Here is a 21662-nt window from a genome sequence, read left to right as displayed (position 1 = left end):
CGAGTGGTAAATTAACCAACGGGGCATTACTCTCAATAACGGCATTTGTCACGTAACGGGCGAATGCCGTTTTCTGTTTGTATACTTATAACAACGATTAGTCGTTATTTTTTCTTAATAAGCTGACTTAAACAGGGAGCAGGGAATGTCGCTGCAGAAATCATTATCTATACAAGCGCTTGCGGTGGGTTGCTGCCTGCTTTCCGGGCTGGCCACTTTACCCGGCGCGGTAGCCGGTACGCCGCCCGTTTCCGCCCCGGCGGTGCCTGCTGTCAGCGTGACGCAAAGCCAGCAGCAGATCATTGCCGCTCTACCTCAGGGGACAACGCTATTTTACCTGAAAAATCTTTCCCCGCTGTACGCCAACAATCGTATGCAGCCTATGTGGGAGGATCGCCAGGCGGTCAGACAGTTCCAGCAGCAGCTGGCTGAGGTGGCTCTCTCCGGCGTTCAGCCGCAGTTTGCACAGTGGGTAAAGCAGCTGACCGATCCCGCGATTAGTGGCCTGGCCCGCGATCTGGTGTTGTCTGACGCCATGTTGGGTTATCTCCAGTTTACCTCCAACGTGCCGAGCAAAGGTGAGACCTGGCTGTACAGTAATGTTCCCTACCGGATGGAAGCGCCATCAACGATGGCGATTAATCAGTGGCAGCGCGCCCTGTCGCAGAACAACCTCAATGGGTTTGTATTGTCACTGGCTCCCCAACATCCGCAGTATGCGCGCATGCGCCAGGCGCTGAAAACGCTGCTGACGGCGGATGGCCGTCCGTGGCCGCAGCTCATTGATAAGCAGACGCTGCGTCCAGGGCAAATCAGTAACGACGTATCGGCGCTACGCGATATTTTGCAACGCAATGGCATGATGTCATCAGATAATGAACCGGCTAAACTCGCGGCGGAGGTTGTTGGGGCTGTTGATGCGCCACTTATCCACGATGATGACAATGTGCAGCCGGATGTTGCCACCCAGCAGGGTGCTGAAAACAATAGCGTAGTCAGCCCCTCCGCAGGCCCGTCAGGCAATGCCACAGCGGCAAACGGCGTCAACGTGCAGGCGGCGCTGGGCAACGCGGCCAATACCTATACGCCCCAGCTGGTGGAGGCACTGAAACGTTTTCAGCGCTGGCAAGGTCTGGAAGCTGATGGCGCGATTGGCCAGCGCACCCGCGAATGGTTGAATGTCTCTCCACAGCAGCGGGCTACGCTGCTGGCGTTGAACATCCAGCGGCTGCGTCTGCTTCCTGATGATATGCACAACGGCATTATGGTGAACATCCCGAATTACTCGCTGGCGTATTACGTGAACGGTCGTGAAATCCTTGCATCGCGGGTGATTGTAGGGCGGCCGGATCGCAAAACGCCATTGATGCGTAGCGCTTTGAACAATGTGGTGCTCAATCCACCGTGGAACGTGCCGACCACGCTAATACGCAAAGATATCGTTCCGAAGGTGAAACAGGACCCGGCGTACCTCTACAAGCACGGATACACCCTGCTTTCAGGCTGGAGCAGTGAGGCACAGGTGGTTGACCCTTCAATGATAGACTGGAGTATGGTTTCTGCCGCTTCCTTCCCCTATCGGATCCGACAGGCTCCTGGCCCCACAAATTCCCTGGGACGCTACAAGTTTAATATGCCAAGCTCTGACGCTATCTATCTGCACGACACGCCAAATCACGGCCTGTTCCAGAAAGATATACGCGCCCTGAGTTCAGGCTGCGTGAGGGTAAATCGCGCTTCCGATTTGGCCAATTTACTGCTACGGGATGTGGGTTGGAACGACACGCGTATTTCCAGCACGCTGAAAGAGGGAGATACCCGCTTCGTGTCTATTCGCCATCGCATCCCGGTCAACCTCTATTATCTGACCGCCTGGGTTGCAGACGATGGTCAACCCCAGTTTCGTACAGATATTTACAATTATGACTACACCGCGCGTTCAGGTACTCAGGCACTGGTCCGGGCTGGTCAATTATTACTCTAATGCCTGATTAACCAGAAGTTCCAGGCAGGGCGGCGGAAGGGCGTATTGGGTCAGCAAGTGACCCCGTACGCCCTTTTCGTTGACGGCCGGGTTGACGGATGTTTTCGCGCCCGGTAATGTTCCAGCCAGCGCAGTCAATGCACAACTCCGAACCTTTTAGCCAGGTAACGCAGCTTTATGGATAAAATCGACTCTCATCGCCGTAAGTGGTTGACTCTGGGCGGAGCCGCCCTGGGTGTCGCACTTTTACCGGGCCAGGCTTTTGCCTCGCTCTCTACCGCACGTCCCCGAATACTGACCCTGAATAATCTTCATACCGGTGAAAGTCTCAAAACCGAGTTTTTCAACGGCAAATCCTACGATAAATCCGAACTGGCACGTCTTAACCACTTTTTCCGAGACTATCGTGCCAATAAAAGTAAAAGCATCGACCCCCATCTTTTCGATCAGCTGTCTCGTTTGCAAGCTCTGCTCAATACTCGTAAACCTGTTCAGCTTATTTCCGGCTACCGTTCGCTGGTAACCAACAATATGCTGCGTGAAAACGGTGATGGCGTGGCTAAACACAGTTATCACACCTTGGGCCAGGCGATGGACTTCCATATTGAAGGAATTACGTTGAGCAACATCCGTAAAGCCGCGCTTGCGCTGCGCTCCGGTGGTGTTGGCTACTACCCAAAAAGTAATTTTGTGCACATTGATACCGGGCCGGTCAGGCACTGGTAAGCTGAAATTCCGGCTGTCCTGTGGCGGCCGGTAACGGAGTATTATGGAATTTCATATCATACCGGTCACGGCATTCGCACAGAATTGCTCAGTGATCTGGTGCCCTGAAACGGGTGATGCGGCACTGGTTGACCCCGGCGGCGATGCGCAAAAAATCAAAACTGAAATTGCTGCATTGGGCGTAACGCTCAAACAAATCCTGCTGACACACGGTCATCTTGACCATGTTGGGGCTGCGGCCGAGCTGGCTGAGCATTATGACGTATCGATTATCGGCCCGCACAAGGCGGATAAATTCTGGCTGGACGGTTTACCGCAGCAAAGCCAGATGTTTGGTTTTGACGAGTGTGCGCCGCTGACCCCGAACCGTTGGCTGGAAGAGGGGGAAAGTGTGCATGTGGGTCACACCGAGCTGGAAGTGCTTTTGTGCTCCGGACATACGCCCGGGCATATTGTGTTTTTCGACCGCGAAGGTCGTCTGCTGGTCTCCGGCGATGTGATTTTCAACGGTGGAGTCGGGCGCTCAGACTTCCCCCAAGGCAGTCATGACGACCTGATAGCATCTATTCACAGCAAGCTGCTGCCGCTCGGCGATGACGTCGCGTTTATTCCCGGCCATGGGCCTATGTCAACGCTCGGGCGCGAACGTATCAGCAATCCTTTTCTGCAATAATGGCTGCCGAAACGAGAACAGGCCTGCATATGCAGGCCTGTTCTCGTTCGGGGTGACGCCGGGGATATCTGCGTTACGCCGGTTCTTGCCGTTAATCAGCTACAGGACAGCGACAATTGCCTCACACAGCGGAGCCATATTATCTTCGGTCATGCCTGCTACGTTAACGCGCCCGGAGTTTACCGCATAGACGCCAAACTCGTTGCGCAGGCGGATCACCTGATCTTTCGTCAGGCCGCTGAATGAAAACATGCCGTTTTGAGCAATGATAAAGTTAAAATCACCCTGTGCCCCTTTCTCTTTCAGCGTTCTCACAAAAAGCTGGCGCATGCTCTGAATACGCTCACGCATGCTGGTCAGCTCCTGCTCCCACTCCGTACGTAAAGCGCTGTTGCTCAGGATAGTCCCCACCACGGCAGCGCCATGTGCGGGAGGATTGGAATAATTCGCACGGATGGTCGCTTTTACCTGACTGAAGGCCGTATCGGCCACGGCAGCATCGCTGGCAACCAGGGTGCATGCGCCGACGCGCTCGTTATATAGCCCAAAGTTTTTCGAGTATGAGCTGCAAACGATCAGTTCTTTATGGCTGGCTGCGAAGATACGCAGACCTTCAGCATCTTGCTCAAGACCACGAGCAAAACCCTGATAGGCAAAGTCAAACAGCGGCAGCCATCCCTTAGCCAGCGACAGCTCGGCCAGCTGCGCCCACTGTTCAGCCGTCGGATCGATGCCAGTCGGATTATGGCAGCAGCCGTGGAACAGAACGATATCACCGGCCTCGGCAGCATTCAGGCTGTCCAGCATTCCGTTGAAATCCAGTTTGTGGCTGGCTGCATCGTAATAAGCGTATTCACGAACTTCCAGACCGGCGGCGGCAAACACGTTCTGATGATTCGGCCAGCTTGGATTGCTAACCCAGACACGTTTTGCGCCGGTCTGCGTGGCGATAAAGTCGGCTGCAACACGCAGTGCGCCAGTGCCGCCAGGCGTTTGGGCCGTACGTGCACGCCGGCTTTCGATGAGTTTGCTATCGGTACCAAACAGCAGTTCTTGCGTGCAGCGAGCAAAATCGGCAATGCCGTCAATACTGAGGTAATTTTTGGTTGTTTCGTTTTCCAGCAGATACTGTTCAGCCTTTTTCACGCTGGACAGTACCGGCGTTTTGCCGGTTTCATCCTTATACACGCCGATACCGAGGTTGATCTTGTCCAAACGTTCATCCGTGCGGAAGAGATCGGCTAAGCCAAGAATAGGGTCGGCGGGTGCAGCTGCAATACGTTCAAACATAATTGGAGTCCGTTAGCTTAATCTAAAGCGAAGTGTGGCCTCAGGTTACCGCCATAATGGAGAAATTACCAACCGTTTGCGTCAAAAAAACGTCAGGTCTGAACGCGGGAAATGAAAATATTATCGGAGGGCGTTAGCCGAAATCTTAAACGGTAAGCCAATAAAAAACGGGGCCGAAGCCCCGTTGGATCATGCACATGATGCCGCAGGTTTACTGCGGCACGACGGCTATTAGAACTGGTATACCAGGCCAACACCAACGGTGTTGTCGGTAGACGTGCCGGTTGCACGAGTGAAGTCGTTTGCGTCCAGCAGGTTGATTTTATAATCAACGTAGGTGGACATGTTTTTGTTGAAGTAGTAGTAGGTAGCCACGTCGATGTATTTGTACAGATCTTGTTTACCGACGTTCTCGATTTTCTTACCTACTGACTGCACGTAGCCAAGAGACGGACGCAGGCCGAAGTCGAACTGGTATTGCGCTACCGCTTCGAATTTCTGCTCTTTGTTTACAGCGCCGTTGAGTTTTGTATCACCAAAGGTGCCGTCGATATAGGTATTGTTACGGGTTTCACCGTACATCGCCGCCAGGTAAACGTTGTTGGCGTCATATTTAACCGCGGTGGACCAGGTTTCAGCCGTTTTGCTGCCGTTTGCGAAGTAGGCATCACGCTGACCGTTGGTACGGTCGGATTTGGTGTAAGCAGCAGATACCGCTACGCCAACCGGGGTGGTATAGGTAACGGAGGTGCCCCAGCCGTCGCCATTTGCTTTCTTGATTTGACGACCGTTTTCGCTCTCTTCGTTTTTACCCTGATATTGCAGAGCGAAGTCGAGACCATCAACCAGACCGAAGAAGTTGCTGTTACGGTAGGTGGCCAGACCGTTGGAACGACCGACCATGCCATTATCTGAGTAGCCAGAGTCACCACCGAATACCGGCAGGATATCGGTCCATGCCAGTGGGTCATAGCCCACGCCGTAGTTACGGCCATAATCGAATGCGCCGTAATCAGCAAATTTCAGACCGGCGAAGCCAACGCGGGTTTTAGAACCTGAAGTGCCTTCTGCTTCAGATACGTCTGCCTGCACGTTATATTCCCACTGGCCGTAACCGGTCAGCTGATCGGTGATCTGGGTTTGACCTTTGAAGCCGAAACGAACGTAAGACTCATCGCCATCTTCGCCGGTGTTTTTAGAGAACTGGTGACGCGCATCAACTTTACCGTACAGGTCCAGTTTGTTGCCATCTTTGTTATAGATTTCTGCAGCGTTAGCCGCACCTGCTGCCAACAGAGCTGGGATCACTACTGCAAGAATGTTGCGCTTCATCATTTTTTATTACCCTCATTGGAGTTATTTGGACACCTGCCACTGCCGACAACAATTCTTTACAGAACCATGAAGAGAGTTTGGTGTCTTCCTGTGTCTGAAGGCATCTTTCCATTCGTAGCCCGGTTAATCTAGCCCGAAAATGCTACTAATCTCCTATTCTGGTAACAATTAGAAAAAATGTATTTCAAAATGTAATAATCACGGAACTTTGTGAGTCATATCTAACTTTACAAAAATAAAAAAAGGCCAGCGAGGCTGGCCTTAATATATATATGAATTTCTTATATTTAATGCAGAAATCAGAATGTCGCGCTGCGTGGGGTGCGTGGGAAGGCGATAACATCTCTTACATTTTGTACGCCGGTGACATAAGCGATTAATCGCTCGAAACCGAGGCCAAATCCTGAATGGGGTACGGTACCGTAACGGCGTAGATCGCGATACCACCAGTAATCTTCTTTATTCAGCCCCATCTCTGCCAGACGAGCATCTAACACCTCAAGACGTTCTTCACGCTGTGAGCCGCCGATGATCTCGCCAATGCCCGGTGCCAGCACGTCCATAGCGGCCACGGTTTTGCCGTCGTCGTTCAGGCGCATGTAAAATGCCTTGATATCTTTCGGGTAGTTTTTAACCACTACCGGAGCTTTAAAGTGTTTTTCCGCCAGGTAGCGCTCGTGTTCAGAGGAGAGATCGATGCCCCATGAAACCGGGTTCTCAAACTTCTGGCCGGAGGCGAGCAGGATCTCGACAGCTTCGGTGTAATCAACCTGTGCGAAATCGGTTGTCACAAAACGTTCCAGGCGCGAAACCGCATCTTTGTCTACGCGCTCGGCGAAGAAAGCCATATCATCAGCGCGTTCGGTAAGGACCGCTTTGAAAACGTACTTCAGCATGGCTTCTGCCAGTGCCGCGTTATCTTCCAGGTCGGCGAACGCAATTTCCGGCTCCAGCATCCAGAATTCGGCCAGATGCCGGCTGGTGTGCGAGTTTTCAGCGCGGAAGGTCGGGCCAAAGGTATAGATTTTCGAGATGGCGCTGGCGTAGGTTTCGCCATTCAGCTGGCCTGATACGGTCAGGAACGCCTCTTTGCCGAAGAAGTCCTCATCGTAATTGACTTTGCCTTCCGGCGTACGCGGCAGATTTTCCATATCCAGCGTGGAAACGCGGAACATTTCGCCAGCACCTTCAGTGTCAGAAGCGGTAATCAGCGGGGTAGAGACCCAGAAGAAACCCTGTTCGTCAAAGAAGCGATGCAGCGCCTGTGCCAGAGTATGGCGAACGCGTGCTACCGCGCCAATCAGATTCGTGCGTGGGCGCAGGTGCGCAACTTCACGCAGATATTCAATGCTGTGGCGTTTGGCCGCCATTGGATAGGTATCCGGGTCGTCAACCCAGCCGATCACCTCGACGTGAGTCGCCTGAATTTCAAAGCTTTGACCCTCGCCCGGTGACTCAACCACTTTCCCCGTAATGACAACCGAGCAGCCGGTGGTCAGGCGTAATACTTCATCCTGATAATTATTCAGAGAATTATTGACGACAGCCTGGACCGGATTAAAGCAGGAACCGTCATAAACGGCGATAAAGGAAATACCGGCTTTCGAATCTCTCCGGGTACGCACCCAGCCGCGTACGGTGACTTCACTGTCTACCGTTACCCGGCCGTGCAGTACATCCGCTACAGGCACAACGCTCATATCAGTCTCTCACTATTAATCTGAATAGAAATGGAATACCCCAAATTTAGGGTATCGCTATGTTACTTGTCAGTGGATGAGAAACAAGAGAAATTCTGGCGTAAGAGGAGATTTCTTCGGCAGGGTAAGCCAGGGGGAGAGATGTGCTCTCCCCCCTGGGGTTGGGACTAGCTGGCTTTTTTCACCCGTGGCAGATCGAACGCCTTGCGCAGTGCGCGCACGAAGGCTTTGTCGTGGCAAATGGTTTTGCCGGGGCTGTCCGAGAGTTTGGCGACCGGTTTGCCGTTGCACTCAACCAGCTTAATCACGATATTCAGCGGCTTAACCTGCGGTATGTCGCAGCTGAGACGAGTCCCAATGCCAAAGATCACGTTGATGCGCTGCTCAAAGTGGCGGTACAACCCCACGGCTTTATCCAGATCGAGATTGTCAGAAAACACCAAGGTTTTGCTCAGTGGGTCAATGTTCAGCTGCTGGTAGTGGGCAATCGCCTTTTCACCCCATTCAAAGGGATCGCCAGAATCATGGCGCAGCCCCTGGTAGGCATGGGCAAACTCACTGCCAAAATCGCGCAGAAAAGCGTCCGTGGTAATACAGTCGGTAAGGGCGATCCCCAGCCGGTCGGGGTATTCATCCAGCCACGCCTGAAGCGCAGCCCGCTGGCAATTTTCCAGGGTTGGGCTGATTTGTTGATGTGCCTGAAACCACTCGTGCGCCTGGGTTCCCACCGGCGCGATATTTAGCCGACGTGCGATATCGTAATTACTGGAACCGACCAGCCAGGGGAAATCCTGCTTCAGTGTGCTGACAACGGCAAGCTGCACATCGTGTGAAAAACGACGGCGGGTGCCGAAGTCCATCAGCCGAAAACGCGACATATCAAGGTCACAGGTTAGCCGTTTAAACTGCTCCAGTTTACTTTTCAACCGGCTGACGGCCTGCTCCGGGGTGATCTGCGGCGAGCGGTGGCGGTGAACCACTTCGCTGATAAGTGCCAGCAGCGGCACTTCCCACAGGATGACTTCGCGCCAGGGGCCGCTGATGCGAATATCCAGTTTTCCCTGAAGGTTCTGCACCGTAACCTGCTCAGGATTGTAGCGGAAGGTACGTAACCAGTTGAGGTAATCGGTTTTGAAAAACGGCAGGCTGGAAAGATAAGCAAACTCGTTATCAGTCAGCGTCAGCGAGGCCATGTTCGCGATCTGTTGGACTAGCTCGTCCGCGTAGATGCCGAGCATATCCTCACCCCGGCAGCGGAATTCAGCCGTAACCGTCACATCGTAATAACGATGAAAGACAGCCTGCTGCATGTGAAGTTTATAGGCATCGGTATCAAGAAGCGTGGTCAAGATCGGGGCAGCGTGTCGTGTCATGGCGCGTTTCAGCATCCTCTGGCGAAGAGCGTTATCCCTGGTTCAAATAAAGTAAAGTCGCAGCAGTATAACCTGAATACGTATTTATTGAACCTGAACGCAGCACAATTAGAGCAGCCTTCTTGAGTAGAAACAGAGCGTTTGCTGGGCACGCCGCATATTTTTCATTAATGAGCGCGATTGCGCGCGATTGAACGTGGCAACCTGGCGATAACAGGAATAGACTTTACGGGTGAACTTATTACTGACGTGAGAAGGACTTATGACGCAACTGCCGCAAGCTAAAAACCGCCATGACTACCGGGCGCCTGATTATACGATTACCGATATCGATCTGACGTTTAATCTCGATGCCGGCACCACTCAGGTGACGGCGGTCAGCCAGATTAAACGGCTGGGTGCCAGCGGTGCCGAGCTGCGTCTTGATGGTGAAGACCTGACGCTGGTATCGCTGCACGTTGATGATGGCGTCTGGCCGCATTACCACCTGGAGGAGGGCTGTCTGGTGCTGCAACAGCTGCCGGAAACCTTCACTCTGAAAATTGTCAATAATATCCATCCGGATAAAAATACTGCGCTGGAAGGGTTGTACAAGTCTGGCGAGGCTCTTTGTACCCAATGTGAAGCAGAAGGCTTTCGCCATATAACCTGGTATCTTGACCGCCCGGACGTACTGGCGCGTTTCACCACCACGATCATCGCCGCTCAGGCTTTTTATCCCTATCTGCTCTCTAACGGTAACCGCGTGGACGGCGGCCAGCTCGAAGACGGTCGTCACTGGGTAAAATGGCACGACCCTTTCCCGAAACCCTGCTATCTGTTCGCCGTGGTGGCGGGTGATTTTGATGTGCTGCGCGACAGCTTTATCACGCGCTCCGGGCGCGATGTGGCGCTGGAAATCTTCGTCGATCGCGGCAACCTCGATCGCGCTGACTGGGCGATGACCTCGCTGAAGAACAGCATGAAATGGGATGAGGAGCGCTTCGGGCTGGAATATGACCTCGATATCTTTATGATCGTCGCCGTCGACTTCTTTAATATGGGCGCGATGGAGAATAAAGGTCTGAACGTCTTTAACGCCAAATATGTGTTGGCTAAAGCGGAAACCGCCACTGATAAAGATTATCTCGGAATTGAAGCAGTGATCGGCCATGAGTACTTCCATAACTGGACCGGCAACCGCGTGACCTGTCGCGACTGGTTCCAGCTTAGCCTGAAAGAGGGGCTGACGGTGTTCCGCGATCAGGAGTTCAGCTCCGATCTTGGCTCGCGTGCGGTCAACCGTATTGATAACGTGCGCGTGATGCGCGGTTCACAGTTTGCCGAAGATGCCAGCCCGATGGCGCACCCTATCCGCCCGGAGCAGGTGATCGAAATGAACAATTTCTACACTTTGACGGTATATGAAAAGGGTTCAGAAGTGATCCGCATGATGCACACCCTGCTGGGCGAAGAGAATTTCCAGAAGGGTATTCAGCTCTATTTTGAACGCCATGACGGCAGCGCCGCCACCTGTGATGATTTTGTTCAGGCGATGGAAGAGGCATCCAACGTCGACTTGTCGCAGTTCCGCCGCTGGTACAGCCAGTCCGGCACGCCAGTGCTGTCAATCCGCGACGACTATAACCCGGAGCTGGAGCAGTACACGCTGCACGTTACCCAGATGACGCCGTCGACCGCCGATCAAAAAGAGAAGCTGCCGCTGCACATTCCGCTGGATATCGAACTGTACGATGCTGAAGGTCAGGCGATCCCGTTACAGCATAATGGTCACCCGGTGCACCATGTTCTTAACGTCACCGAAGGGTTCCAGACCTTTGTCTTTGATAAGGTCTATTTCCAGCCGGTGCCTTCTTTACTGCGTGAGTTCTCCGCGCCGGTGAAGCTGGACTATCCCTGGAGCGATGCCCAGCTGACTTTCCTGATGCGTCATGCGCGTAATGACTTTGCGCGTTGGGACGCGGCGCAAAGCCTGATGGCGAACTATATCAAGCTGAACGTTTCGCGCCAGCAGCAGGGACAGCCGCTGTCACTTCCGCTGCATGTCGCAGATGCTTTTCGCGCCGTGCTGCTGGAAGAGGGGGGCGATGCGGCATTAATCGCTCTGATCCTGACGCTGCCGGCAGAAAATGAGATAGCAGAGCTGTTCGACACTATCGATCCGCAGGCGATTGCCACGGTACGTGTGGCGTTGGTGCGCACGCTGGCCAATGAGCTGGCCGATGAGTTCCTGGCGGTCTATCACGCCAGTCAGACGGCGGAGTACCGTATTGAACATGCGGATATCGGTAAGCGGTCGCTAAAAAATGTTTGTCTGGGCTACCTGGCTTTCGCTGACAGTGAACTGGCGGATAAGCTGGTTAGCGCGCAATATCATCATGCCAACAACATGACAGATACCGTTGCCGCATTATCAGCGGCGGTGTCGGCGCAGCTGCCTTGCCGTGACGAACTGCTGACGGCGTTTGACAACCGCTGGCATCATGATGGTTTGGTGATGGATAAATGGTTTGCCCTCCAGGCCAGCAGCCCGGCGGACGATGTCGTTACGCAGGTACGGGCGTTGCTGCACCACCGCTCCTTTACCCTGAGTAACCCGAACCGCGTTCGCTCGCTGATCGGAGCCTTTACGCAGCTGAACCCAGGGGCGTTCCATGCCGTTGACGGCAGTGGCTATCAGCTGCTGGTCGAGATCCTGACCGATCTGAATACGCGTAATCCGCAGGTGGCGGCAAGAATGATAGAGCCACTGATCCGGCTGAAACGCTATGATAAAACCCGCCAGGGGCTGATGCGCCAGGCTCTTGAGCAGTTGAAGGGCCTGGATAAGCTATCGGGCGATCTGTTTGAGAAAATCAGCAAAGCGTTGAGCGCCTGACGGGAATATTGAAAAAGAAAATGGGCGACGGCGGTCGTCCATTTTACTTCCCGGAGCCGTTAGCGCTGTGCGTAGCGCCTGTCGTGGGCGGGAGGCGTGCGCTTCATTACCCTGTCTAATACTTCAGCTTCCAGTTCAGCAAGCCTGACCGATCCTTTACGGCGCGGGCGCGGCAGATCGATCGTCAGATCCAGACCAATATCCCCCTCCTCAATCAGCAGTACCCTGTCGGCCAGCGCCACCGCTTCACTGACGTCATGCGTTACCAGTAGCACGGTAAAATGATGCCGTTGCCACAGGGTTTCAATCAGATCCTGCATTTCGATGCGGGTCAGCGCATCCAGGGCACCCAGCGGTTCATCCAGCAGCAGCAGGCCTGGTCGATGGATCAATGCCCGCGCCAGCGCAACACGCTGTTTCTGCCCGCCGGACAGGGCAGCAGGCCAGTCAGGGGCACGGTCGGCAAGGCCAACCGCCTCAAGCGCCGCAAGGGCATCCTCTTTCCAGTTTTTGCCTTTCAGCCCGAGGCCAACATTGTCGATAACGCTTTTCCACGGCAGCAGGCGCGCATCTTGAAACATCAGGCGGATATCTTCGCGCACCTTGCTAAGAGGCGCTGAGCCGGCCAGCAGTTCACCGTGGCTGGTTTTCTCCAGCCCGGCCAGCAGGCGTAGCAGGGTACTTTTGCCGCAGCCGCTGCGTCCCACCACGGCAACAAACTGGCCGGATGGGATATGCAGGTTAATATCGTTCAGTACCGTCCGCCCGTGGTACTGCTTGCTGATATCCTTAATCACCAGCGGCGTACCGGCATTAAGACGCGCCGGAGAGGGGGTTAATTCGCTCATGGAGTTTCCTCTTTCAGTTGATACGCCGGATGCCAGCGTAGCCAGACGCGTTCCAACAGCAGCGCGCTGACGTCAGCCAGTTTTCCCAGCAGGGCATAGAGAATAATGGCTACCACCACCACATCGGTCTGCAAGAACTCGCGGGCATTCATGGCCAGATAGCCAATGCCAGAACTGGCAGAAATCGTTTCCGCCACGATAAGCGTTAGCCACATCAGGCCGAGCGCAAAGCGCACGCCGACCATAATCGAGGGCAGAGCGCCCGGCAGCACCACCTGGATAAACAGGCTCCAGCCGGACAGGCCGTAACTGCGCGCCATCTCTATCAGCCCACGATCAATATTGCGGATGCCGTGCCAGGTATTGATGTAGATCGGAAACAGCGTACCGAGCGCCACAAGGAAAATTTTGGCAGACTCATCGATGCCGAACCACAGGATAACTAACGGGATCAGGGCCAGATGCGGGATGTTGCGCAGCATCTGCACTGACGTATCCAGCAGGCGTTCGCCGAGCTTAGACACGCCGGTGATCAATCCAAGCACCAGGCCAATGGAGCCGCCGATGCTGAATCCGATGACGGCCCGCCAGCTGCTGATCGCCAGGTGTTGCCATAGCTCGCCGCTGGCAGAAAGCTTGTAAAACGTCACGACGATGGCCTCGGGCGAGGGTAGAATTCGCGTCGAAAGCCAGCCCGCCCATGACGCCAGCTGCCATCCCACCACCAGCACGATCGGCAGGGCCCACGGCAGCAAAAAATCTCTAATGCGGATCAACGTTCTGCTCATGTGATACCCCTAGCTTTGAGACACTTTTTGCGGCACGAACTGGTGGGCAATATGCTCACCCTGGGCCAGAATGGCGGCCGGCCGGGGGATTTCCGGCACGACAAGATCGAGGTGCGGGAACAGCAGTTCACCCACCCGATACGCCTCTTCAAGATGCGGGTAGCCGGAAAGAATAAAGGTTTCAATGCCGAGATCGGCATACTCCTGCATGCGGGCCGCCACCGTTGGCCCGTCGCCAACCAGCGCCGTGCCTGCTCCACCGCGCACCAGGCCCACCCCGGCCCACAGGTTTGGACTGATTTCCAGTCGATCGCGCTTGCCGCCGTGCAGGGCGGCCATTCGCTGCTGCCCGACCGAGTCGGTGCGTGCCAGCGCCTCCTGCGCTTTAGCAATAGTCTCATCGTCGAGATGCGAGATCAGACGGTCGGCGGCCTGCCAGGCTTCCTCATTGGTTTCGCGCACGATGACATGCAGACGAATGCCGAAACGCACTTTGCGCCCCTGTGCCGCCGCTTTAGCCTGCACTCGTTCGATTTTCTCTTTCACCTGAGCAGGTGGCTCTCCCCATGTCAGATAGACATCTACCTGTTCTGCGGCCAGATCCTGTGCCACCTCTGAGGAGCCGCCAAACCACAGCGGGGGGCGCGGTTGCTGCACCGGCTTAAACAGCAGCCGTGCGCCGCGCACATGCACATGCTTTCCTTCGTAATCAACCGTTTCACCTTCAAGAACGCGGCGCCAGACCCTGGTGAATTCAGCCGATTCCGCATAGCGTTCGCGGTGATCGAGAAATACGCCATCCCCTGCCAGCTCTTCGGCATCACCGCCGGTCACCAGGTTAAACAAGGCTCTGCCGTTGGATAAGCGGTCCAGCGTTGCCGCCTGACGCGCCGCCTGAGTAGGGGAGATCACGCCCGGGCGCAGCGCCACCAAAAAACGCAGTCGCTGGGTGACCGGGATCAGCGACGCGGCAACCAGCCAGGCGTCTTCACAGGAGCGGCCGGTCGGGATGAGCACGCCGCCAAACCCCAGGCGATCGGCGGCCTGGGCAATCTGTTGCAAATAGGCGTGATCTACCGGACGCGCACCCTCATTGGTGCCCAGATACTGCCCATCGCCGTGGGTCGGTAGAAACCAGAATACGGAAAGGCTCATGTGTTATCTTCCTCAATTAATTGGACGAAGGGCCATGCCAGATGCGGCTGGAAATATCGACCTTCACCGGCATCAGGTGGCTGGCGTAAAACAGGTCAGCAGTCTGCTGCTGCGCCCGTGCCGTTTGTTCGCTCACCAGGCTGATAGTGGTGGGAGGCCGATGATCGAGATAGCTGGCAATTACCGCGTTGGGCAACCCCATTGCCGTGGCGAGCAGATCCACGCTTTGTTCACGCTGGCTGCGCGTCAGCGCGTCTGCCTGGCTAAACGTATCCAGGACCTGCTGGAGAAAAAGGCCGTTTTTCTGCGTATAGGAACGGGTGGCCAGGTAGAACGAGCCGGTAAGACTCAAGGTCCTGCCGTCTTTCAGTACCCGCGCACCGCCCTGCTGGAGCGCGGCGGAATAATACGGATCCCAGATGGTCCAGGCATCAACATCACCCTGCTGGAAAGCGGCGCGCGCATCTGCGGGCGTGAGAAATGCAGGCTTGATATCGCTGAAGCTCAATCCCGCCTCCCGCAGCGCCCGCAGTAACAGGTTGTGGGAGCTGGAACCTTTCTGAAATGCGACTTTATGCCCTTTCAGCTCTGCGACCGTCTTGATCGGGCTGTTTTCCGGTACGAGGATCACTTCGGACAGCGGTTTGGGCGGTTCGGCACCCACGTACAGCAGGTCAGCTCCGGCAGCCTGAGCGAAAATCGGCGGTATATCACCGGTACTGCCCAGATCGATACTGTTGACGTTGAGAGCCTCTAACATCTGTGGCCCGGCGGGGAACTCCACCCATTTAATCTGTGTATCAGGAAAGCGCTGCTCCAATAAATGATGAGACTTTGCCAGCACCATGCTGACCGAGCCTTTTTGATAGCCGATACGGAGTTGTTCTGGAGCATTCTGGGTTGCTGCACCTGCAACGCCTGACGTCAACAGGCCGGTAACGAAAATGCGGGTTAATACTCGTGAAAACAAGGTCATAATGACTCCCAGATTAAACGGCCGTGGCCAACGGCTGACGGCGGCGTGCAAGGGCATGCCATAAGGTATCAACCGCTTCAGCTAAACGTTCCGCCAGCACCGGTGACAATTCCGGCTGGCGATCGTAGTGAGTGATTTGCGAGTCGTCTGCAAAGACCCCATGCAGGATCTCCTGTGCTTTCAGTGCATTAAGTACCGGCTTCAACGCATAATCCACCGCCAGCATATGGGAAACGGTGCCGCCGGTGGCGAGCGGTAACACCACTTTATGTTCCAGCGCACGCTCTGGCAGCAGGTCGAGCAGGGTTTTTAACGCCCCGGAAAATGACGCTTTATAGACGGGAGTGGCAATAATCACACCGTCCGCAGACAGCAGGTCTTGCGTTAATGCCCTCAGAGCGGGCGTATCGAAGCGGGCATACAGCAGGTCTTCAGGAAGAAAATCATGCAAATTCCACGGGATAACCTCGACGCTACGCCTCTCTAAAGCCTGCTGGCACAGAGTCAGTAACGCGGTAGAGCGTGAAGGAGAACGAGGACTTCCTGCCAGAGTGATAATGCGCATAGCGGCTCCTTATAACCAAAAGTTATTGATTAACTAAATTTAAGAACTCATGGCCTTATCCTGGCAGAGCGCTTCGGGGGGCTTAAATGATTTATTCGGCAAATTTAAGCCGTTTTCCACATATAGCGCCGCGTAACAAGCCTGCTCTTCTGGCAAACGAATATTTTTTAACGGCTTTTGCGCCAGGTCATTTCCCTTTGCGCAGAGAAACCCTGATAATCCATACCCGATTTCCACCGGGACCGCAGGAGTGACCATGTATTATCCTTTCGTTCGTAAGGCGCTTTTCAAGCTCGATGCGGAGCGCGCGCACGAGTTGACCTTGCAGCAGCTAAAACGCCTCTCAGGCACGCCTCTGACCAAACTCATTCATCAGTCGCTTCCTTTCAAGCCGGTTAACTGCATGGGCCTGACCTTTAAAAATCCGCTTGGGCTGGCAGCGGGACTGGACAAAAACGGCGAATGTATTGATGCGTTTGGCGCAATGGGCTTTGGTTTTATTGAGATTGGCACCGTCACGCCTCGTCCGCAGCCGGGTAACGACAAGCCCAGGATGTTCCGCGTGGTGGAAGCCGAAGGGATTATCAATCGTATGGGGTTTAATAACCTCGGGGTGGATAATCTGGTGGAGAATGTTAAGAAAGCGCATTTCGACGGCATTCTCGGCATCAATATTGGCAAGAATAAAGACACTCCGGTAGAACAGGGCAAAGAGGATTATTTAGTTTGCATGGATAAAATCTATCCATACGCAGGCTATATCACTATCAATATATCCTCGCCCAATACCCCCGGCTTACGATCTTTACAATACGGTGAGGCGCTGGATGATTTGCTGGCGGCGATTAAAACCCGGCAAAGCGAGTTACAAGCAAGGCATCATAAATATGTGCCGATAGCCGTAAAAATTGCACCAGACCTTTCTGAGGAAGAGTTGATTCAAGTGGCAGACAGTTTAGTACGTCATCATATTGATGGTGTCATTGCCACTAATACCACTCTCGACCGGGAGCTGATTAAAGGACTGAAGTATGCTGATGAAGCCGGGGGATTAAGCGGACGACCGGTGCAGTTGCGCAGCACTGAAATTATCCGCCGGCTGTCGGCTGAATTGCAGGGGCGCGTACCGATTATTGGCGTTGGAGGAATTGATTCGCTGATTTCCGCACGGGAAAAAATCGCCGCAGGTGCTTCGCTGGTACAAATATATTCCGGTTTTATTTACAAAGGCCCTCCTTTGATAAAAGAAATTGTGACCAACCTGTAGAAAGCAGGCTGCTTAAATAGGTCGGGGGCTTTATTTTCGCCGCCGGCTCGTTTATATTTTCCTCTGTGCACACAATAATTAATCATGAAAAAGTGTGTAGGGCTGCTGAAATTGCTTTCTGTTGCTGAGAGCGACCATCTTTTTTCGGCCGTTTGTAACTAAGTATTAATACAGGAAGCTTTTATGAAGATTAAACCAGACGATAAGTGGCGTTGGTTTTTTGATACTGAACTCGACCGTATGATGCTCGATCTCGCTAACGGCATGCTGTTTCGTTCTCGTTTTCGTCGCAAGATGCTCACCCCAGATGCCTTCAACGCCTGCGGTTTTAGCGTTGACGATGCCGCGATGTTCTTCACTTTTGAGGAGCGCTGCCGCGAAATTGAACTCAGCGACGACAGGCGTGCTGAACTGGTGTTGAATGCGCTGGTGGCAACGCGCTTTCTGAAGCCCCTGATGCCAAAAAGCTGGCATTTTGATAATTATCTTCAACCCGGCTGCCCCCCAGACTGTGGTGAGCTGGTGTGTGCAAAAGTTTCCGAAAGCGGCGAAACGGCCATGCTGCTGGTGGTAGAGCCTGGCGAAAGCGCCGCACTTTGTATGCTGGCACAGCCACAGTTGAAGATGGCTGGCCGGGAAATGTTGCTGGGGGATGCGATTAAAATCATGCACGATCGCCTGCGCCCATTAGAAAGATCTGACGGTTTACGCTTCGCACACGCGATCTAGTTTGCGGTGATGGGACCACCGTTATCGCAGTACTAAATCGCCTGCCGGAATACAGCTACAGCTCAGTACCGTTCCGTCTTGACGCACAGCATTTTTCTTCATAGCCCGGACCTCGCCACCGATCAGAGATACCCTGCAGTTGCCGCAGACGCCCGCCCGGCAAGAGTAAGGCACTTTTATTCCCTGCATTTCCAGCTGTTCAAGCAATACCTGCTGATTGTTGCCGGTAAATTGCTGGCCCTGCCAGTTTATCTGTACTTCACTGACCGTATTCGTGGCTACCTTCGGCTCATCCTGCACCTGCCCGGCACCGTAAGCTCGCGCAGGGCGCGTGGACAACACCTCCATTTCATCACCCACGCGCACCACGCCGCTGTTCCGCGCCAGCAGATTGAGGCCGAAATCGATATCACCGCTACCATCCTGCGCGCTACGAAAGCGTTGCAGGGTGTTCAGCGGTTCACCACCCGGATGCTTGCGCCCATGCTGCGTACTGACCGTGGTCAGAATACAGCGGCTACAGGGTTTCGCCACGTCAAAAATAACGTCGCCTATCCTTAGCGATGACCACTTATCCTCTGCCCATGCCTGCGCGCCGCCCACGACCAGATTGGGGCGGAACTGCTCCATTCTGACCCCGGCCGGACTGCGTTGCTGCACATCGTGCAGCGAAGACTCGCTGACCAGCAGGTAAGGATAGCCATCGGCAAAACCGAGTGGAACCTGTGTGAACCGTTTCACCCGGCGCGTCATTTCAGGCCCCACCCAGCGCAGCTGCACCGGACGTGGAAAGAAGCCGCTCAGCCACCGGTTGATATTGTCGGGAGCGATAAAAGCGGTAAACGCATTTCCCCATACCTCGGTCGGCGATGGGGTAGACTGGAAATCAGCAAAGCGCACGTTGGCGCTACTGCCATCGGGGGCGCTGAGATGCAGGCCGTCTACAACCAGCGCCGGCGTTAACAGCACCAGAGAAGGGTACTGACGTGCGGTAATGAATGTGCCGTCGGGTTCGGTCAGCATAAAGATGCGGTCAAACGCCAGTCCGCTGGCTAATGCCTGAGCATGTGAAACCTGCATGGCGCGCATTGATTTGACCGGGTGAACAAATATACGGGTCAGGCTAATCATCGATTCTCCAAAGAGTTGCACCGTTCAGGCAGGAATTTATGCAGTAAAATACGCTAACTTTATGACATGAAGCCATGATTAGCTATAATGCGCAGCAATTTTATGATGACGATAAGTGAAGCTATGAATTCTCTGTTTGCCAGTACGGCGCGTGGGCTCGAAGAGCTGTTAAAAAATGAACTGGAAGGTCTGGGAGCCGAAAGCTGCCAGATCGTTCAGGGCGGCGTACATTATCAGGTCAGCGATCGTCTGATGTATCAGAGTCTGATGTGGAGCCGTCTTGCGTCACGTATCCTGCTACCGTTGACTGAATGCGCGGTTTACAGCGATCTGGATCTCTATCTTGGGGTACAGGCGATAGACTGGCCGGCGATGTTTAGCAGTGACAAAACCTTCGCGGTACATTTTAGCGGGTTAAATGAGGTGATCCGCAACAGCCAGTATGGTGCACTGAAGGTGAAAGATGCCATCGTCGACAGCTTTACGCGTAAAAATCTGCCGCGACCGAATGTTGACCGCGAACAGCCGGATATCCGCGTCAACGTCTGGCTGAATAAAGACACCGCCAGCATTGCGCTGGACCTCAGCGGCGAAGGCCTGCATCAGCGCGGCTATCGCCAGCAAACAGGTCAGGCTCCGTTGAAGGAGAATCTGGCTGCCGCTATCGTGTTACGTTCCGGCTGGCAGTCCGGCACACCGCTGGTCGACCCGATGTGTGGCTCGGGTACGCTGCTGATTGAAGCAGCAATGATAGCCAGCGATCGTGCGCCGGGGCTACAGCGTAAACACTGGGGATTTACCGGCTGGAGCAAGTTTGACCCGTCGTTATGGAGCGACGTCACGCGTGAAGCGCACGAGCGCGCGCGCCAGGGCATTGCACAGACGTCATCGCGTTTCTTTGGCTACGATAATGATGCGCGGGTCATCGACCGTGCGCGTATCAACGCCCGTAACGCCGGGCTTGCTGAACTGATCGGCTTCACCACCCAGGATGTGTTAAAGCTGACGAATCCCCTGGCGCAAGGGCCCGTCGGCACCGTGTTAAGTAACCCCCCTTACGGTGAACGACTGGACAGCGAACCGGCGCTGATCGCTCTACATGGCCAGCTGGGGCGCATTATGAAGACCCATTTCGGCGGCTGGAACCTTTCCCTGTTCAGCGCCTCGCCGGAGTTATTAAGCTGTCTGCAGCTGCGCGCCGAGCGTCAGTTCAAGGCGAAAAATGGCCCGCTGGACTGTGTTCAGAAAAATTATCAGCTGGCGGAAAATCCGACCGGAGCCCCGGCAGGACAGCTGGCTGAAGATTATGCCAACCGTCTGCGTAAAAATGTTAAAAAACTGGACAAGTGGGCCCGCCAGGAAGGAATTCAATGTTATCGCGTCTATGATGCTGACCTGCCGGATTATAATGTGGCGGTCGATCGTTATGGCGACTGGGTAGTGATCCAGGAGTACGCCGCGCCGAAGACCATCGACCCGGCTAAGGCGCGCCAGCGTCTGTTTGATGTTATTTCCGCCACGCTCAGCGTACTGGATCTGCCCGCTAATAAGCTGGTACTGAAAACCCGTGAGAAACAGAAGGGAAAAAGTCAGTATCAGAAGCTGGGTGAGAAGGGCGATTTCTTCGAGGTCGCCGAGTATAACGCGAAATTATGGGTCAATCTGACCGACTATCTCGATACCGGTGTTTTCCTCGACCATCGCATCGCGCGCAAAATGCTGGGGCAAATGAGTAAGGGCAAAGACTTTCTTAATCTGTTCGCTTACACCGGTAGCGCCAGCGTGCATGCTGGTTTAGGTGGCGCGCGCACTACCACCACCATTGATATGTCGCGCACTTATCTGGAGTGGGCTGAACGCAATATGCGTCTCAATGGCCTCTCCGGGCGTCAGCACCGCCTGATGCAGGCTGACTGTTTGAGCTGGCTGCGCGATGCGGACGAGCAGTTTGACCTGATTTTTATCGATCCACCGACATTTTCAAACTCCAAACGTATGGATGAAAGCTTTGATGTTCAGCGCGATCATCTTGATTTGATGAAGGATTTGAAACGTCTGCTGCGTAAAAATGGCACCGTGATGTTCTCTAACAATAAGCGCGGTTTCAAAATGGACTTTGCCGGGATGGAGGCTCTGGGCCTGGTCGCGAATGAGATCACTACCAAAACGCAGTCGCAGGATTTTGCCCGCAACCGTCAAATTCATAACTGCTGGCTGATTACTCACGCCGGTAAGGAATAAGGT

At 54.3% G+C, this 21662-nt stretch carries 18 protein-coding genes; 7 read left to right on the top strand and 11 right to left on the bottom strand.

The window, feature by feature from the left end; genetic code table 11:
• Window positions 1–145 precede the first annotated feature (145 nt).
• The 3 genes from ldtD (at window position 146) to ETA_RS11745 (ending at window position 3383) form a co-directional block, all read left to right on the top strand.
• Window positions 146–1984, top strand: coding sequence for a L,D-transpeptidase (gene ldtD, locus ETA_RS11755; RefSeq protein ID WP_012441846.1), 1839 nt, complete (start codon window positions 146–148; stop codon window positions 1982–1984).
• Between the two features lie 177 nt (window positions 1985–2161).
• Window positions 2162–2710, top strand: coding sequence for a YcbK family protein (locus ETA_RS11750; RefSeq protein ID WP_012441845.1), 549 nt, complete (start codon window positions 2162–2164; stop codon window positions 2708–2710).
• A 43-nt stretch (window positions 2711–2753) separates the two neighbouring features.
• Window positions 2754–3383 carry an MBL fold metallo-hydrolase gene (locus ETA_RS11745; RefSeq protein ID WP_012441844.1) on the top strand — a complete coding sequence of 210 codons (630 nt, stop codon included), beginning with the start codon at window positions 2754–2756 and terminating at the stop codon, window positions 3381–3383.
• A 99-nt stretch (window positions 3384–3482) separates the two neighbouring features.
• Here ETA_RS11745 and ETA_RS11740 read toward each other — a convergent pair whose 3' ends face one another.
• The 4 genes from ETA_RS11740 to pncB form a co-directional block, all read right to left on the bottom strand.
• On the bottom strand, window positions 3483–4673 hold the full coding sequence (locus tag ETA_RS11740; RefSeq protein WP_012441843.1) for an amino acid aminotransferase: 1191 nt from the start codon (window positions 4671–4673) through the stop codon (window positions 3483–3485).
• Between the two features lie 231 nt (window positions 4674–4904).
• Entirely contained in the window at window positions 4905–6008 is a 1104-nt protein-coding gene (ompC, locus tag ETA_RS11735; RefSeq protein WP_012441842.1) for a porin OmpC, read from the bottom strand.
• Between the two features lie 299 nt (window positions 6009–6307).
• Window positions 6308–7708: an asparagine--tRNA ligase gene (gene asnS, locus ETA_RS11730; RefSeq protein ID WP_012441841.1), complete on the bottom strand. Its 1401-nt coding sequence runs from the start codon at window positions 7706–7708 to the stop codon at window positions 6308–6310.
• 167 nt (window positions 7709–7875) lie between these two features.
• On the bottom strand, window positions 7876–9081 hold the full coding sequence (gene pncB, locus ETA_RS11725; RefSeq protein WP_012441840.1) for a nicotinate phosphoribosyltransferase: 1206 nt from the start codon (window positions 9079–9081) through the stop codon (window positions 7876–7878).
• A gap of 262 nt (window positions 9082–9343) precedes the next feature.
• Between pncB and pepN the strand changes: the two genes are divergently transcribed.
• On the top strand, window positions 9344–11959 hold the full coding sequence (pepN, locus tag ETA_RS11720) for an aminopeptidase N (protein WP_012441839.1): 2616 nt from the start codon (window positions 9344–9346) through the stop codon (window positions 11957–11959).
• A 59-nt stretch (window positions 11960–12018) separates the two neighbouring features.
• Here the strand turns inward: pepN and ssuB are convergent, their stop codons facing one another.
• Genes ssuB through ETA_RS11690 form a run of 6 tightly spaced genes read right to left on the bottom strand, consistent with a single transcriptional unit; the run spans window position 12019 to window position 16549 of the window.
• Window positions 12019–12807, bottom strand: coding sequence for an aliphatic sulfonates ABC transporter ATP-binding protein (gene ssuB / locus ETA_RS11715; protein WP_012441838.1), 789 nt, complete (start codon window positions 12805–12807; stop codon window positions 12019–12021).
• Entirely contained in the window at window positions 12804–13595 is a 792-nt protein-coding gene (gene ssuC / locus ETA_RS11710) for an aliphatic sulfonate ABC transporter permease SsuC (protein WP_012441837.1), read from the bottom strand. Before ssuC ends, ssuB begins: the two co-directional genes overlap by 4 nt.
• A 9-nt stretch (window positions 13596–13604) precedes the next feature.
• Window positions 13605–14750 carry an FMNH2-dependent alkanesulfonate monooxygenase gene (ssuD, locus tag ETA_RS11705; RefSeq protein ID WP_012441836.1) on the bottom strand — a complete coding sequence of 382 codons (1146 nt, stop codon included), beginning with the start codon at window positions 14748–14750 and terminating at the stop codon, window positions 13605–13607.
• 16 nt (window positions 14751–14766) lie between these two features.
• Window positions 14767–15726: a sulfonate ABC transporter substrate-binding protein gene (locus ETA_RS11700; protein WP_012441835.1), complete on the bottom strand. Its 960-nt coding sequence runs from the start codon at window positions 15724–15726 to the stop codon at window positions 14767–14769.
• A 13-nt stretch (window positions 15727–15739) separates the two neighbouring features.
• Window positions 15740–16291 carry an NADPH-dependent FMN reductase gene (ssuE, locus tag ETA_RS11695; RefSeq protein ID WP_012441834.1) on the bottom strand — a complete coding sequence of 184 codons (552 nt, stop codon included), beginning with the start codon at window positions 16289–16291 and terminating at the stop codon, window positions 15740–15742.
• 39 nt (window positions 16292–16330) lie between these two features.
• The gene (locus ETA_RS11690; protein WP_012441833.1) at window positions 16331–16549 is read right to left on the bottom strand and encodes a hypothetical protein; all 219 of its coding nucleotides are present in this window, start codon (window positions 16547–16549) and stop codon (window positions 16331–16333) included.
• Between ETA_RS11690 and pyrD the strand changes: the two genes are divergently transcribed.
• The gene (gene pyrD, locus ETA_RS11685) at window positions 16548–17558 is read left to right on the top strand and encodes a quinone-dependent dihydroorotate dehydrogenase (protein ID WP_012441832.1); all 1011 of its coding nucleotides are present in this window, start codon (window positions 16548–16550) and stop codon (window positions 17556–17558) included. The genes ETA_RS11690 and pyrD overlap by 2 nt on opposite strands.
• Before the next feature lie 183 nt (window positions 17559–17741).
• The gene (locus tag ETA_RS11680) at window positions 17742–18287 is read left to right on the top strand and encodes a cell division protein ZapC (RefSeq protein WP_012441831.1); all 546 of its coding nucleotides are present in this window, start codon (window positions 17742–17744) and stop codon (window positions 18285–18287) included.
• Window positions 18288–18308: 21 nt separating this feature from the next.
• Here ETA_RS11680 and ETA_RS11675 read toward each other — a convergent pair whose 3' ends face one another.
• Window positions 18309–19418, bottom strand: coding sequence for a YcbX family protein (locus ETA_RS11675; protein ID WP_012441830.1), 1110 nt, complete (start codon window positions 19416–19418; stop codon window positions 18309–18311).
• 123 nt (window positions 19419–19541) lie between these two features.
• Between ETA_RS11675 and rlmKL the strand changes: the two genes are divergently transcribed.
• On the top strand, window positions 19542–21659 hold the full coding sequence (gene rlmKL, locus ETA_RS11670) for a bifunctional 23S rRNA (guanine(2069)-N(7))-methyltransferase RlmK/23S rRNA (guanine(2445)-N(2))-methyltransferase RlmL (RefSeq protein ID WP_012441829.1): 2118 nt from the start codon (window positions 19542–19544) through the stop codon (window positions 21657–21659).
• Window positions 21660–21662: the final 3 nt, after the last annotated feature.

It is taken from the genome of Erwinia tasmaniensis Et1/99 (genome assembly GCF_000026185.1).
GTDB classification, from domain to species: domain Bacteria; phylum Pseudomonadota; class Gammaproteobacteria; order Enterobacterales; family Enterobacteriaceae; genus Erwinia; species Erwinia tasmaniensis.
This window is presented reverse-complemented; position numbering and strand designations above follow the sequence as displayed.